Below are 15,060 nucleotides of genomic sequence, written 5' to 3'. Positions count from 1 at the left end.
AATCATAGACTTTATTGGTTTTGATAAAAAATGTTTATACTCTTTTTATCATCATCGACCACAATCACCGCAGTGATGACTTTTGACGGTGGTATGATGACCGATAGAGTTAGCGAATCATTCGAGGTGGAGATCTAAGGGCGTTTTGCTCGGTCGTCCACCAATTTCTCTGGTTAACTTGGGAACTAAGTAACCAGACACTTGCTCGATCAGCCCTGCGATAATCGCTCTAGCTTGCTCATCACTAACATAAAAATGCGCCGCGCCTTGCACTTTATCTAGTACATGCAAGTAATAGGGCAAAACTCCAGCATCAAATAATGCTTCACTTAATGCGACTTGTGCCGGTACTGAATCGTTGACGCCTTTTAAGAGCACGCTTTGATTGAGTAGCGTTACTTTTTCGGCCCTTAAGCGAGCCAGTTGTTGGCTCAGTTCAGCATTAATTTCATTAGCGTGATTAATATGGGTAACGAGGATAACCTGCAAACGAGTTTCGGCGCATAAGCTTACGAGTTCATCGGTAATGCGAGCGGGGATCACCACGGGTAAGCGAGAATGAATCCGTAATCGCTTAATGTGTGGGATAGCGGCAATCTGTTCGATGAGCCAGCTCAGCTCATGATCTTTTGCCATGAGTGGATCGCCACCGGAAAGGATTACTTCATTGAGCTGTCGATGTTGGGCGATGTAGTCGAGGCTTTGCTGCCACACCAATTTATTGCCTTTATTGTCTTGATAAGGGAAATGGCGTCGAAAACAGTAGCGACAATTGATCGCGCAGCCACCTTTGACGATCAGTAAGCAGCGATTACGGTATTTATGCAATAACCCCGGCGTCGAGTTATTTTGTTCTTCGAGTGGATCCGTCGAGTAGCCAGGGTGAATAATAAACTCGTCACTCAATGGTAGCACTTGGCGCAAAAGGGGATCGTGAGGATTACCTTTTTCCATCCGCTCAACAAAACTCTGGGGTACTCGCTGCGCAAAAAGCGCTCTGGCTTTAAAGCCAGATTGCCAAGGCGATGGATCGATGGCTAACTGTGTGAGTAACTGCTCGGGATCGGAGATCCCATTCGCTAGCTGTTGCAGCCAGTTTTGCTCAACAGATTGGTGTTTTCGGGTTATTATATTTGGCATTGAATTTAACTCGAAGAAGGTAAGAGGAAAAAATGGCTACTGTTAGCACGAACGAATTTAAAGGCGGTCTGAAAATTATGCTTGATAATGAGCCTTGTGTCATTCTCGAAAACGAGTATGTGAAGCCAGGTAAAGGTCAAGCATTTAACCGTGTACGTATCCGTAAATTGCTTTCTGGTAAAGTGTTAGAGAAAACCTTCAAGTCAGGTGATTCTGCCGAAGTGGCTGATGTGATCGACATCGATCTGGATTATTTGTACAGCGATGGTGAATTCTATCATTTTATGAACAACGAAACGTTTGAGCAAATTGCCGCGGATGTAAAATCAGTCGGTGATAGCGCGAAATGGTTGGTTGAAAACACCAGTTGCACTTTGACATTATGGAATGGTAACCCAATCTCGGTTACGCCACCAAACTTCGTTGAATTAGAAGTCACCGAAACCGATCCTGGCCTAAAAGGCGATACGCAAGGTACTGGTGGCAAACCTGCGACTTTAGCTACTGGCGCTGTAGTTCGCGTACCTTTATTTATCGCTATTGGTGAAGTGATTAAAGTCGATACCCGCAGTGGCGAGTATGTTGGACGCGTGAAATAAGCTTCTATCCCCTTCCTACTTGAAGCTGCTGCGGTATTGGCTACGTTTGTTCACCTCAATCACATAGTTTGCCTATGCTCATGAGGATTTACTCACTTGCCGCCTACCTGCATCTTCAACTCGTTTGGGCATATCTCATCAAATAGAGATAAAAGAGCCAGCGCAATGCGCTGGCTCTTACGTTTAGTGTCCTTCCATCAGGGGTGAGCATCGATGGAAGGTTGAATGGTTAAATCAGCTTGCGTAACTAGATCAGAAAAATAAACACAACGGCTAACACAGAAATCAGCGCCGCAAATGCGTAACAAGCAATTTTTCCCGCCAAGCCAGTGTGAAATTTCAGATCGTGCATACCATGATGTAGACGGTGCATGGCATGCCACATCGGCAAAGCAAGGGTGCCTATAATAAATAAAGCACCAATAATGCTGGTCGCGAAAGCACTGACTCGCTCATAACTCATGGCTTGCGCATCAATCATACCCAGTGGAACCATGATCCCAAGCACGAGTACCGTGACTGGAGTAATCATCGCAAACCAAGTACCACCAGCACCAAATAGGCTCCACCAGATGGGTTCGTCTGAACGTTTTGGATTGGTATTCACCACAATAAGCTCCTTACACCACAATGAGAACGATCAGTGAAATGACAGCCACTGCCGCCCACTGAGTTAAGACAATGATCTTTTTATCCAGCAACTTACCTTTAATGCGAATCGGCATGACTTGCGGCATCATGCCAAAAAAGGTGTGTGCATGAAATAAGCTCCCCGCTAGAGCAACGATGTTAATCGCTACAACCAGTGGATTCGCCATAAACGCTAACCAACTCTGCCAAGCCTCGGGACCTTTGACTAAAGATCCCAGCCCGATAGTCAAAAATAGCGTGAATAGAATGAGTGGCAGTACGGTTGCTTCGCGTACCATATAAAGACGATAGAAAGGATCATCCTTCCACCACGTACGGGTCATTTCACGAACGTAAGGTTTACGATTACTCATTCTATGCCTCCACTTTTTTAGGTGAACCGTCAGGTTTCAACATGGCAATCACGAAATCCATGGAAGACTCGATTTTGCCTTGGTTAACGGCTGCAGCCGGATCAACATGTTTTGGGCAGACTTCTGAGCAGTAGCCAACGAAAGTACAGCCCCAAGCGCCGTTATCACCGTTGATCAGTTTCATGCGCTCGGCTTTACCGTTATCTCGGCTATCCAAATTATAACGGTGCGCCAAGGTCAGTGCTGCCGGGCCGATAAACTCAGAGTTAAGTCCAAATTGAGGGCAAGCGGCATAACACAGACCACAGTTGATGCAGCCTGCAAACTGCTTATAGCGAGCCATCTGCTCTGGCGTTTGTAAGTTCGCACCATCTTCAGGGGTGCGATCATTGCCAATGATGTACGGTTTAATCGCTTCTAGTCGTTCGATAAACGGCGTCATATCGACGATTAAATCTTTCTCAATCGCGAAGTTAGCGAGCGGTTCAATCTTGACACCATTTGGATAGTCGCGCAGGAAGCTTTTACAGGCTAACTTGGGCACACCATTGACCATGATGCCGCAAGAGCCACAAATCGCCATCCGACAAGACCAGCGATAGGCGAGATCTTTATCGACATTATCTTTGATGTAACCGAGGGCATCGAGGACCGACATCGTGTCATCAAACGGTATCTCAAACGCCTGTAAATGAGGCTTTGCATCTTGCTCTGGGTCGTAACGTAAAATATCGACTTTTTGAATACGGTCTGCGGCCATTATTTTTGCTCCTCTGCGCGTTGCTCGGCGGCTTTTTCTGCGGCTGCGGCTTGATCAGCGGCTTCACCGTAGAGGCGCGCTTTAGGTTGAGACTTAGTGATTTTCACATCGCTGTAATCAATCTTTGGTGCGCTATCCGGTTGATAAAAGGCCAATGAGTGTTTCAGGAAGTTGATATCATCACGCTCAGTGCAGCCTTCATCAAGACGCTGGTGAGCACCACGCGATTCTTTACGTAGCATCGCTGAGTGTGCCATGGCTTGCGCCACCTCTAAGCCATAACCGACTTCAATCGCATACAGTAGATCGGTATTAAAGACTTTACCTTTATCTTTGATGCTGATGCGCTTATAACGCTCTTTCAGTTCAGCTAACTTATCGATGGTGGTTTGCATCAGATCTTCTTGGCGATAGATTCCACAACCCGCTTCCATGGTATGACCCATTTCGGTACGGATCGTCGCCCAGTTTTCATCGCCCTCTTGATTCATCAATGCTTGAATCCGTGCTTCAACGGCCTTGACTTGCTCGTTAATCGCCGAGTCGTTCCAGCCTTTAAAGCTTTCCGCCCGTTGCACGGCATGTTCACCAGCGACGCGGCCAAAGACAACAAATTCAGCTAATGAGTTAGAGCCTAAACGGTTGGCCCCGTGTAGACCAACGGAGGCACATTCACCCACCGCAAATAAGCCTTTAATGCGAGTTTCACACTGGCCATTGGTTTCGATACCACCCATGGTGTAATGGACCGTTGGACGAATAGGAATAGGCTCTTTCGCTGGGTCAACGTTAACGTAGGCTTTTGATAGTTCGCAAATAAACGGTAAACGTTCTTGCAGATATTCTTCACCAAGATGACGCAAATCAAGTAGGACAACATCACCTAATGGATGTTTAATGGTGTTGCCTTTTTGCTGTTCGTGCCAGAAGGCTTGTGACACTTTGTCACGTGGTCCAAGTTCCATGTATTTATTTTTCGGCTGACCGACAGGCGTTTCTGGCCCCATGCCGTAATCTTGTAAATAACGGTAACCATGTTTATTGACGATGATACCGCCTTCACCACGGCAGCCTTCGGTCATTAAAATACCGGTACCTGGTAGTCCGGTTGGGTGATACTGGACAAATTCCATATCACGCAGTGGCACACCATGACGATACGCCATCGCCATGCCATCACCCGTTACAATACCGCCGTTGGTATTGCAATGGTAGACACGCCCAGCACCGCCAGTAGCGAGCACTACCGATTTTGCTTTAATAATGACCAGTTCACCTTCTGCCATATGAATGGCAATCAGGCCTTGCACTTCACCATCAACGACTAATAAATCGACCACAAAGTATTCGTCAAAACGCTTGATTTGTGGGTATTTAATTGAAGTTTGGAAGAGAGTATGCAGCATATGAAAGCCGGTTTTGTCGGCGGCAAACCAAGTCCGTTCGACTTTCATGCCTCCAAAACGACGAACGTTGACTTCCCCATTGTCTTTACGACTCCAAGGACAACCCCATTGCTCCATTTGGATCATTTCACGGGTTGCATTAGCAACGAAATATTCGACAACATCCTGTTCACACAGCCAATCACCACCACCAACGGTATCGTTAAAGTGATTGTCTAGGCTGTCTTCTTCCTTGATAACTGCTGCGGAGCCACCTTCAGCGGCAACGGTATGGGAACGCATAGGGTAAACTTTAGAAATTAGTGCAACTTCTAAATTTGGGTTAGCTTCAGCCGCTGCAATAGCAGTACGAAGACCAGCGCCACCAGCGCCGATGACTGCGATATCTGTGGTAATCGTTTGCACAGTTATCCTCCAGTGTAGTGTATTGTGAGGCTTGGTTATCGCCTCTGATTATTATGTGGCGCGTGATGCGGCTAGAAAGATTCTTGATCCGCTCTCGCTACTCAACACTTGAACTCAAGTGCTGGCTCTAGTGTAGAAGAGCAGAGCGAAGAAAAAATTGATTCTGTTGGGTTTTTGCTTCGGTAGTGCAAGTACAAGCATACTTAATGTGCTTTGTGTGATAACGATCACGTACAGAGTGTGTGCTGTGGTTTATTTGGTTTTTTGGTTTCTCAGAGTAAAATGATGCTCTTTGTTCAATAACAGATATTTTTTATGAGTCAGCCACAGTGGATGCCGAGTGCATCAATTGCCCAATTACAGCAGCGTGCCCGTTTATTACAGAATATCCGCCAATTTTTTGCTGAGCGTGAGGTACTAGAGGTAGATACTCCAGCCATGAGTCAGGCGACGGTAACTGACATCCATCTGCAAACCTTTCAAACTCAATTTGTTGGGCCGGATTATGCCGCAGGAAAAACCTTGTATCTGATGACCAGTCCTGAATTTCATATGAAACGCTTACTGGCGGCAGGTAGTGGCTCTATTTATCAAATCAACAAAGCATTTCGTAATGAAGAAAATGGTCGTTATCATAATCCCGAGTTCACCTTACTCGAATGGTATCGAGTCGGTTTTGATCATCATGATTTGATGGATGAGGTGGATGCTTTACTGCAGATGATACTTTCTACCGATACCGCGGAGAGAATCACTTATCAAGATGCTTTTTTGCAGGTATTAAACGTTTGTCCGCTTGAGGCTAGCCTCGTCGAGCTTAAGCAGGTGGCTGCTCAATTAGGTCTCAGTGATATCGCTGAGCCTGAGCAAGATCGTGATACTTTGTTGCAATTGCTGTTCAGCATTGGGGTTGAAGCTCATATCGGGCAACATAAACCTGTGTTTGTGTACGATTTTCCGGCTTCTCAAGCCGCGTTAGCCAAGGTAAACCGAAACGATCCACGAGTTGCAGATCGCTTTGAGGTGTATTTTAAAGGTATTGAATTAGCGAATGGATTCCATGAACTAGACGATGCGGCTGAGCAGCGTAAGCGCTTTGAGCAAGACAACCAAAAAAGAATTGCTATGGGTCTTGTTGCGCAGCCGATCGATGAAAATTTGCTTGCGGCTTTGACCGCAGGATTACCAACTTGCGCGGGAGTCGCATTAGGTATTGATCGTTTGATTATGTTGGCTTTAGGTGAAGATCACATTGATAAGGTCACGGCTTTTCCTTTTCCTCGCGCTTAGCACTCGCGTCAAACTGGCAAGCCCGTTATACTCCATCACTGTTTTGAACTTCCACTGTAAGAGCACAGGATATGCAAGAGTACATTGACTTTTTTCAACAGAACATGATCCTCTCCCTCGCATGGGTAGGGGTGTTTATCGCGTTGATCTTAAATATTTATAAATCTTCCACCGCCGTCTATAAAGAGATCGGTGCCGCTCAGGTGACCCATTTAATGAACCGTGAAAATGGGGTTGTGGTTGATATTCGTACTAAAGATGAATATAAGCAGGGACATATTACTGACGCAGTTCACATTTTACCATCTGAGATCAAAGCGGGTAACTTCCCTGCTATTGAAAAACATAAAGCTGACCCCATCATAGTCGTATGTAAAACAGGCCATAACTCTCGTGAAGCCGCGACACATCTAGCCAAAGCAGGATTTGAAAATGTCAGTCTGCTTAAAAATGGTTTAGTAACGTGGAGTGAAGCGAAGTTACCTTTGGTTCGTGGCAAAAAGTAATCGTTGCTGTGTCGTTTTGAGTAATGTTGCTTGCCACAAGCTGCGCTAAATGATTCGAGTTGTGATCGTTGCCATTGATTGGCAACGCCCTCTGGATGATTTATCGGTACTCGTTTAGTCTCAAGACAGTTGACTGACCACTATTTTTGATATTAAGGATTTTAATCATGGCTGAAGCCGCACAACAAGAAGCACCACAACAAAATTTCGCAATTCAACGTATCTTCCTCAAAGACGTTTCATTTGAAGCACCAAACTCTCCGACGATGTTTCAAAAAGAGTGGAATCCAGATGTTAAATTAGATCTAGACACGCAAAGTCGTGAGTTGGGTGAGGGTGTCTATGAAGTCGTGCTTCGTTTGACAGTAACGGTAAAAAATGCTGAAGAAACGGCCTTCCTGTGTGAAGTTCAGCAAGCGGGTATTTTTACTGCAGAGCAAATGGAAGCGGGCCAACTGGCTCATTGTTTGGGTGCATTCTGCCCAAATATTCTTTTCCCTTATGCGCGTGAAACTATTTCGAGCTTAGTAGTTAAAGGTACTTTCCCGCAGTTAAACCTAGCGCCAGTCAACTTCGACGCTCTATTTATGAACTACCTACAACAGCAAGCTGCCGGTGAAACTGCGCAAGCTTAATTTGATTTAATGGCTGTCTATATTCCTTACTGCTTGACCTCGCTTAGGAATAGGTAGAAAAATGCACAGAGCCGCTCATTGAGCTAAGCGATGTGCATTTTTGTTTTTAGTCTCGATCTAATAAGCGGTTACGAGCCGTTCAGGTTACCCATTCATTCATTCGCTATTCATTAGGTAAAAAAATGACCGATTCGAAAGCACAGCATGTCAGTAGCAAACCGATAACCATGACCGTGATTGGTGCCGGTTCTTACGGTACTTCTCTGGCTATTTCGCTAGCACGTAATGGAGCAAATATTGTGCTATGGGGGCATGATCCTCAGCATATGGCTCGTTTACAGTCTGATCGTGCCAACCAAGAGTTTCTTCCCGGGATTGCCTTTCCAGACAGTTTAATTATTGAATCTGATTTGTCGAAAGCGGTGCAGGCCAGCCAAGATTTACTGGTTGTCGTTCCGAGCCATGTCTTCGGGGTAGTATTACGCAGCTTACAACCTCATCTGCGTCAAGACAGTCGTCTTTGCTGGGCAACCAAAGGCCTTGAACCTGAAACGGGACGTTTATTGCAAGACGTCGCCCTCGACATTCTCGGCAGTCGTGTGCCATTAGCGGTACTGTCTGGCCCTACCTTTGCAAAAGAGCTTGCTATGGGTATGCCAACGGCAATAGCGGTGGCTTCGCCTGATGCTCAGTTTGTTGTCGACTTGCAGGAAAAAATCCATTGCAACAAAACCTTTCGAGTGTATGCCAACCATGATTTTATCGGCATGCAACTGGGCGGTGCAGTGAAAAACGTGATTGCGATTGGTGCAGGCATGTCCGATGGGATTGGTTTTGGTGCTAATGCACGTACGGCGTTAATTACTCGAGGTTTAGCGGAGATGTCTCGTCTTGGCGCTGCCTTAGGAGCACAGCCAGAAACCTTTATGGGGATGGCAGGATTAGGCGACTTAGTATTAACGTGCACCGATAACCAGTCTCGTAATCGTCGTTTTGGTTTAGCGTTAGGTCAAGGTAAAGCGGTGGATGCTGCTCAGCAGGAGATTGGGCAAGTGGTTGAAGGTTATCGTAACACCAAGGAAGTGTCGTTATTGGCTGCACGTATGGGGGTTGAAATGCCGATTGTTGAGCAAATTTATCAGGTCTTATATCAAGGTAAAGATGCCCGTTTGGCTGCGCAAGACTTGCTCGCACGAGATAAAAAAGCTGAGCAATGATCGAGACTGCTGATGTGATCAGTAATCGATAACGGTTGAATTTCCAATACCTGATAGATACTGTGGAAGGATAGTGCTATCGCGACCCGTCTGGAGGATGAGCGTGATGAGGCTAACTCAGTGAAAGGCAAAATAAAATGAAGCAGTGCGCACAGAAAAAAGTTTGGCAAACCATCATCCAAGAAGCACGTGAACAATCGGAGCAAGAGCCGATGTTGGCGAGTTTCTATCACGCGACGATCATTAAGCATGACAGTTTATCGGCGGCATTAAGCTATATTTTAGCCAATAAACTCAATACGGCTTCTATGCCGGCCATGGCGGTGCGTGAAGTAGTAGAGGAAGCTTTGGCTGCTGATCCGACGATCAGTGAGTTTGCTGCCTGCGATATTTGTGCGACCGTGAATCGCGATCCTGCCGTATCGATGTACTCGATGCCGCTATTGTATCTCAAAGGTTATCATGCGCTACAGGGGTATCGCGTCGCCAACTGGCTTTGGAAGCAAGGGCGCATTGCACTGGCGACTTATCTACAAAATCAAATTTCAGTGGCTTGTCAGGTGGATATTCATCCTGCTGCAACCATTGGCTGTGGCATCATGCTTGACCATGCAACTGGGATTGTGATTGGTGAAACCGCCGTGGTTGAAAATGACGTCTCCATTTTACAAGATGTGACGCTAGGTGGTACTGGTAAAGAGTGTGGTGATCGTCATCCAAAAATTCGCGAAGGAGTGATGATTGGTGCGGGGGCCAAGATCCTGGGCAATATTGAAGTCGGTGAAGGCGCGAAAATTGGCTCGTGTTCAGTGGTATTGCAGCCGGTACCTCCTCATACCACCGTTGCTGGAGTGCCAGCGCGTATTGTTGGTCGTCCGAAAACAGATAAGCCCTCATTAGATATGGACCAGCAATTTAATGGTCGCTCACAAACCTTTATTGGTGGTGATGGTATTTGATCGGCTATCTACCTTAGCTACCCTGACCACTTCGAGTGGCGGTTAGGAAGGGAAGTAAACCAACAAAAAAAGAGGATGCTCAGCATCCTCTTTTTCATGTTGGGTCAATCAAGCCATCGCATTGAGTTCAGCGAGCGTCTCTTCTGCCCATTCGATCCATGCTTGACGGGTAAGTAAATTACGGCGTAAGGTCAGGCGTTCTAAACGCTGCTGTTTATCCATCATCGCAGGATTGGCATAGTATGCAGACTCGATGTCTTGATAGTGGGTAACAAGCTTACGAGATTCCTCAATTAATCCAATTAACTGGAGACGATAAGGTTCAGCAGATTGTACTGAGCACGCCATGAGCTTCGCACTGAACTCGTCTCTAACGGTTGGATGTGCCGTTGGTTGGTCAAACCATTCGCCTAAAGCTCGGCGGCCGGCTTCTGTTATTGAGTAAACTTTACGATCAGGCTTGCCATCTTGAGGCTCTAGTACACAAGTCACTAACCCTTGCTGCCCCATTTTGTTCAGTTCACGGTAAACTTGTTGATGACTTGCCTTCCAAAAATAGCCAATACTGGCTGAAAATTCCTTAGTGATATCGTATCCAGTAGCGTCACGAGTACTAAGAACGGTGAGAATAACGTGTGGTAATGACATGTCTTTAATCCAAATGGTGAGTAACTTCGTAATCGACTGAACCATCTTATGTACTTCTATCGGTACATTGGGATATGAGGTATCAGTCATGCAGCATCGAGTGCTGTCTCTGTCACCTTAAAAAGCCTTGTATCACCTAGGATTATGATGTTGTATTGATTGGACTGTGATTTGAAATAGTTATTAGGGCATCACAGGGTTTAGCATTATATCTAAATAATAAGCATAAAGTAGAATAAAAACAGTTTTTCGAATAAAAAAGTTGATAATTTTCTCAATAATCGCGGAAAGGCATAGAAAAGGCCATCTTTAGATGGCCTTTTGGTCTCTGTCTAGAGTTTTATTCTGGTTTTACTAACCTGTATTGCGCATTCCGGCTGCAATGCCAGCAATAGTGACCATTAACGCTTCCTCTAACTCGGGATCCGCCTCGGTGGATTGACGAGTCCGATACAACAACTCAGCCTGCAGCATGTTCAATGGCTCAACATAGATGTTACGCAGACGAATCGACTCATGACCCCACGGATCGCTTTGCATCAGGTTCTCATTATTTTCAACATTGAGTACCGCTTTGATGTCTTTTTGGAGCTGGTCTCGTAAGCGATCGCCTAATGGACGTAATGCTGGCTCGACCAAACGTTGGTCATAGTAACGAGAGACATCAAGGTTACATTTTGTGTATACCATCTCTAACATGCCTAATCGAGTAGAGAAGAATGGCCATTCACGACACATCTCCTCAAGCAGAGCTTGATGGCCTTTATCAACCGAGTATTGAATCGCTTCCCCAGCACCGAGCCACGCTGGGAGTACCAAACGGTTTTGACTCCATGAGAAGATCCAAGGGATCGCTCGTAGGCTCTCCACACCACCTTGCGGATTACGTTTGGCTGGGCGTGAGCCAAGCGGCAGTTTACCTAACTCAAGTTCAGGGGTTGCTTGACGGAAGTAAGGGACAAAATCCGGTTCGCCACGAACAATCGCTCGATACGCTTCACAAGAGACTTGTGAGAGGACTTCCATTAAGTCGCGCCACTCTTGCTTTGGTTCTGGTGGTGGTAATAGATTCGCTTCTAAAATAGCGCTGGCGTAAAGATGTAAGCTGTTGATCGCAACTTCGGGTAAGCCAAGTTTAAAACGGATCATTTCCCCTTGTTCGGTGACGCGCAATCCGGCTTTTAAACTCTTCGGTGGTTGTGATAACAGTGCAGCATGAGCCGGCGCACCACCACGACCAATCGAGCCACCACGACCGTGGAATAACGTCAGATCAATGCTCTCTTCTTCACACACCTTGACCAAGTCTTCCATGGCCCGATATTGAGCCCATCCGGCGGCCATTACCCCTGCATCTTTTGCGGAATCAGAATAGCCAATCATCACCATTTGTTGGTTTTGAATGAAGCCACGATAGAGATCGATAGCGAGTAGCTGTTTAATCACGCTTTCGGCATTATTGAGATCGTCGAGCGTTTCAAACAACGGGCAGACACTCATGCGGTAAGGGCAGCCAGACTCTTTTAATAATAGATGGACAGCCAAGACATCAGAGGCGGTATGAGCCATAGAAATTACATAAGCACCAAAGGCATCTTGCGGTTGGGCGGCAATGATTTTGCACGTTTCTAAGACCTCTTTGACCGATTCAGACGGCTGCCAATCTAGCGGAAGTAGCGGACGTTTAGAGCTCAGCTCATTGGTTAAAAAAGCCAGTTTGTCTTGTTCGCTCCACTGATTGTAATCGCCAATCCCTAGGTAGCGTGTCAGTTCGGATAATGCCTCAGCGTGGCGGCTACTTTCTTGACGAATATCGAGACGAACCAAATGGACGCCAAAGGCTTTGACTCGACGCAGAGCATCAAGCAGTGATCCATCGGCAATCACCCCCATGCCACATTCATGCAGTGATTGATAGCACGCGTATAATGGGTCCCATAACTGACTTTCGGTCCTTAAAGGCGCTTTAACCGCCAATTTTTGGCCATGTAACTTACTGTCGAGAATATCCAGTGTGTCTTGCAATAAGTGACGTACACCTTTGAGGACCGCGCGATAAGGTTCGTGCTCTTCTTCACCCGCTAAAGCGCGGAGTGCATCGGTACACTTAGTCATTGATAATTCGCTGATCAATTCATTAATGTCAGCTAAGTATAAATCGGCGGCTTTCCAGCGTGAGAGGAGTAAAACTTCACGTGTGACACTATGGGTCACAAAGGGGTTGCCGTCGCGATCTCCACCCATCCAAGACGAAAAATGCACGGGACGTGCGTCAATCGGTAACCCTTCACCAAGGTTAGCTTTAATATTGTCGTTTAGCTCACGTAAAAATTCTGGAACGGCTTGCCAGAGAGAGTTTTCGACCACCGCAAAGCCCCATTTCGCTTCATCGAGTGGTGTTGGACGTTGTTTACGAATGACGTCAGAGTGCCAGCCTTGAGCAATTAATTGCTCTAAACGACGTTCAGTTTTTTGACGTTCTTTAGAAGACAGATCGCTCAGCTCAAGATTCGATAAACATTGGTTAATTTTGACCAAATTATTGATCATGGTACGACGAGTAATCTCCGTCGGATGGGCGGTGAGAACTAATTCAATGTTTAAATCACGAACGGCTTGGATTGCATCGAATTGGCTGATTTTTTTATCGGCCAATTTTGCGAATAAGCTTTGCAGCTCGTTGGCTTCACCAAGATGGTCTTCGCTATGCCGAGAAATGGTATGATATTGGTCCGCGATATTGGTTAAGTTGAGAAATTGGTTAAAGGCGCGCGCGACCGGAGTCAGTTGATCATTATTGAGGTGTTTGATTTCTTCGATGAGTTTTTCTCGATCGGCTTGGTTGCCTGCTCGAGCTGATTTAGAAAGTTGTCGGATGGTTTCGACTTTTGCCAAAATAACGTCGCCGTCAGCGGCTTGGATGGTTTGCCCTAATAATCGACCCAGCATGCTCACGTTACTTTTTAGAGCGGCGTATTTTTCATTCATTATCATCCTGCCTTGTAAAAAAATTACATCCAATGTCATCTATTTAATTACACAATCTAGCGAAGTTTGTCTAGTAGAGTCAAACAAAGCATACAAAGATTTCATTTATGTCAGGCTGCATTTTGTTAGAAAAATGGTGGTAAAATAACTTATTTTGTTGAAATTTTCTTACAATTGATTGAAACCATTAGCATGCTTATGCTGGCATCATCGATATAAAACCTTGATGAGATGTTGCGCCGCTCTCGCTATCAATACCATCCAACGAGCGGCGCGGGGGAAATGGGATTACTCAGTAAAGCAGTATTTATTGATGGCTTGAGAAAGAATATTCACGGTCGGTTCGATAAAATCGAAGGATAAATATTCATCGGGTTGATGCGCTTGATCGATAGAGCCGGGACCGAGAACTAAGGTTGGACACAACTGCTGTAGAAACGGAGCTTCAGTGCAATAGTTGACCGTTTGCGAGGGTTGTCCACACAGTTCACTCACGCCAAGGATAAACGGGTGATCGTGCTGACACTCGTAACCAGGGATAGGTTCATGCAATGCTTCAATCGCAATTCGACCTGGCCATTTGTCTTGAACGTCTTTGAGTGCGCCGCGCAGTAGGTTATCGAGTCCATCTAAGCTAATTCCCGGTAAAGGCCGGACATCATAATGCAGCTCACAACAGCCACAGATACGGTTCGGACTATCGCCGCCATGAATATGGCCGAGATTGAGGGTCGGACTCGGGATCTCGAAGCCCGGGTGATGATACTCTTTAATCAGTCGGTCACGCAGTTGCATCAGGGCAAACATGACTTCGTACATAATCTCAATCGCATTAACACCCAGCGCAGGATTGGATGAATGACCAGACTGCCCTGTAACGCGAATCGCATTGGCGACGTGGCCTTTATGTCCACGAACTGGCACTAAGCTGGTCGGTTCACCAATAATGCAGTAATCGGGTTGAAAAGGTGCGTTAGCCGTAAAATGTCTGGCACCCAGCATGGTCGTCTCTTCATCACAGGTCGCTAAGACATACAGGGGTTTATTTTGCTTACTCCAATCGATATTTTTTACGGCTTGATAAATGAAAGCAAAAAATCCCTTCATATCGGCGGTGCCTAAGCCGTAGAAACGATCGTTCGCTTGAGTTAAAGCATGAGGTTCAAAATTCCAGCGACCTTGATCAAAAGGCACCGTATCACTATGCCCAGCCAAGAGTAGTCCGCCTTCTCCCGCGCCTTTTTTGGCGATTAAATTATGTTTTCCTGGCGCAACCACTTCGACTTGAGTGGTAAAGCCGAGTGCTTCAAACCATTCGGCTAATTTAGCAATCACCTCACTGTTGCCGTGATCCCATGTCGGGTCAGTGGAGCTGATGGAAGGCGTGGAAATCAGGCCCGAATAGACCTCCAAGAAACTGGGTAATTGCATATTATCTTTGCTCCTACTATTGACAGAGTATCGCTGAAAATGTAAAACACATATTAAATCACTTTTTATGAA

Annotated in this window: 14 protein-coding genes; 6 read left to right on the top strand and 8 right to left on the bottom strand. The window is 46.0% G+C overall.

Going from position 1 to position 15,060, the window contains the following annotated elements:
• Window positions 1–117: 117 nt before the first annotated feature.
• Window positions 118–1,140, bottom strand: coding sequence for an EF-P beta-lysylation protein EpmB (gene epmB / locus FKN93_RS00755; RefSeq protein WP_158138972.1), 1,023 nt, complete (start codon window positions 1,138–1,140; stop codon window positions 118–120).
• A gap of 32 nt (window positions 1,141–1,172) precedes the next feature.
• On the opposite strand from epmB, the gene efp reads away from it, so the two are divergent.
• Entirely contained in the window at window positions 1,173–1,739 is a 567-nt protein-coding gene (efp, locus tag FKN93_RS00750) for an elongation factor P (protein ID WP_004394459.1), read from the top strand.
• A gap of 247 nt (window positions 1,740–1,986) precedes the next feature.
• Here the strand turns inward: efp and frdD are convergent, their stop codons facing one another.
• The 4 genes from frdD to frdA are packed head-to-tail and all read right to left on the bottom strand — an operon-like array spanning window position 1,987 to window position 5,314.
• On the bottom strand, window positions 1,987–2,349 hold the full coding sequence (gene frdD / locus FKN93_RS00745; RefSeq protein WP_004394460.1) for a fumarate reductase subunit FrdD: 363 nt from the start codon (window positions 2,347–2,349) through the stop codon (window positions 1,987–1,989).
• A 10-nt stretch (window positions 2,350–2,359) separates the two neighbouring features.
• On the bottom strand, window positions 2,360–2,743 hold the full coding sequence (frdC, locus tag FKN93_RS00740; RefSeq protein WP_004394461.1) for a fumarate reductase subunit FrdC: 384 nt from the start codon (window positions 2,741–2,743) through the stop codon (window positions 2,360–2,362).
• 1 nt (window position 2,744) lies between these two features.
• A complete protein-coding gene (locus FKN93_RS00735; protein ID WP_004394462.1) occupies window positions 2,745–3,503 on the bottom strand; it encodes a succinate dehydrogenase/fumarate reductase iron-sulfur subunit in 759 nt (252 codons plus the stop codon).
• The gene (frdA, locus tag FKN93_RS00730) at window positions 3,503–5,314 is read right to left on the bottom strand and encodes a fumarate reductase (quinol) flavoprotein subunit (RefSeq protein ID WP_004394465.1); all 1,812 of its coding nucleotides are present in this window, start codon (window positions 5,312–5,314) and stop codon (window positions 3,503–3,505) included. The genes FKN93_RS00735 and frdA overlap by 1 nt, the downstream gene beginning before the upstream one ends.
• A 315-nt stretch (window positions 5,315–5,629) precedes the next feature.
• Here frdA and epmA point away from each other — a divergent pair, with 315 nt between their 5' ends.
• The 5 genes from epmA (at window position 5,630) to cysE (ending at window position 9,921) form a co-directional block, all read left to right on the top strand.
• Entirely contained in the window at window positions 5,630–6,604 is a 975-nt protein-coding gene (gene epmA, locus FKN93_RS00725; protein ID WP_004394466.1) for an elongation factor P--(R)-beta-lysine ligase, read from the top strand.
• 71 nt (window positions 6,605–6,675) lie between these two features.
• A complete protein-coding gene (locus FKN93_RS00720) occupies window positions 6,676–7,110 on the top strand; it encodes a rhodanese-like domain-containing protein (RefSeq protein ID WP_040903935.1) in 435 nt (144 codons plus the stop codon).
• A 167-nt stretch (window positions 7,111–7,277) separates the two neighbouring features.
• Window positions 7,278–7,745, top strand: a complete 468-nt coding sequence (gene secB, locus FKN93_RS00715; RefSeq protein WP_004394468.1) for a protein-export chaperone SecB — start codon at window positions 7,278–7,280, stop codon at window positions 7,743–7,745.
• 182 nt (window positions 7,746–7,927) lie between these two features.
• Window positions 7,928–8,962: an NAD(P)H-dependent glycerol-3-phosphate dehydrogenase gene (gene gpsA / locus FKN93_RS00710; RefSeq protein ID WP_040903938.1), complete on the top strand. Its 1,035-nt coding sequence runs from the start codon at window positions 7,928–7,930 to the stop codon at window positions 8,960–8,962.
• A 137-nt stretch (window positions 8,963–9,099) separates the two neighbouring features.
• Window positions 9,100–9,921, top strand: coding sequence for a serine O-acetyltransferase (cysE, locus tag FKN93_RS00705; RefSeq protein WP_004394470.1), 822 nt, complete (start codon window positions 9,100–9,102; stop codon window positions 9,919–9,921).
• A 108-nt stretch (window positions 9,922–10,029) separates the two neighbouring features.
• Here the strand turns inward: cysE and FKN93_RS00700 are convergent, their stop codons facing one another.
• The 3 genes from FKN93_RS00700 to argE all read right to left on the bottom strand — a co-directional run bounded on the left by FKN93_RS00700 (window position 10,030) and on the right by argE (window position 14,988).
• On the bottom strand, window positions 10,030–10,569 hold the full coding sequence (locus FKN93_RS00700) for a PadR family transcriptional regulator (protein WP_158139081.1): 540 nt from the start codon (window positions 10,567–10,569) through the stop codon (window positions 10,030–10,032).
• 354 nt (window positions 10,570–10,923) lie between these two features.
• Window positions 10,924–13,557 (bottom strand): phosphoenolpyruvate carboxylase, encoded by a 2,634-nt coding sequence (ppc, locus tag FKN93_RS00695; protein WP_161426185.1) that lies wholly within the window; start codon window positions 13,555–13,557, stop codon window positions 10,924–10,926.
• Window positions 13,558–13,845: 288 nt separating this feature from the next.
• Window positions 13,846–14,988, bottom strand: a complete 1,143-nt coding sequence (gene argE / locus FKN93_RS00690; RefSeq protein ID WP_004394473.1) for an acetylornithine deacetylase — start codon at window positions 14,986–14,988, stop codon at window positions 13,846–13,848.
• Window positions 14,989–15,060 lie beyond the last annotated feature (72 nt).

This window comes from Vibrio sp. A8-1 (assembly GCF_013048685.1).
Classification (GTDB): Bacteria; Pseudomonadota; Gammaproteobacteria; order Enterobacterales; family Vibrionaceae; genus Vibrio; species Vibrio metschnikovii.
The sequence above is the reverse complement of the archived record's forward strand: the minus strand, read 5'-3'. Positions and strand labels throughout refer to the sequence as shown.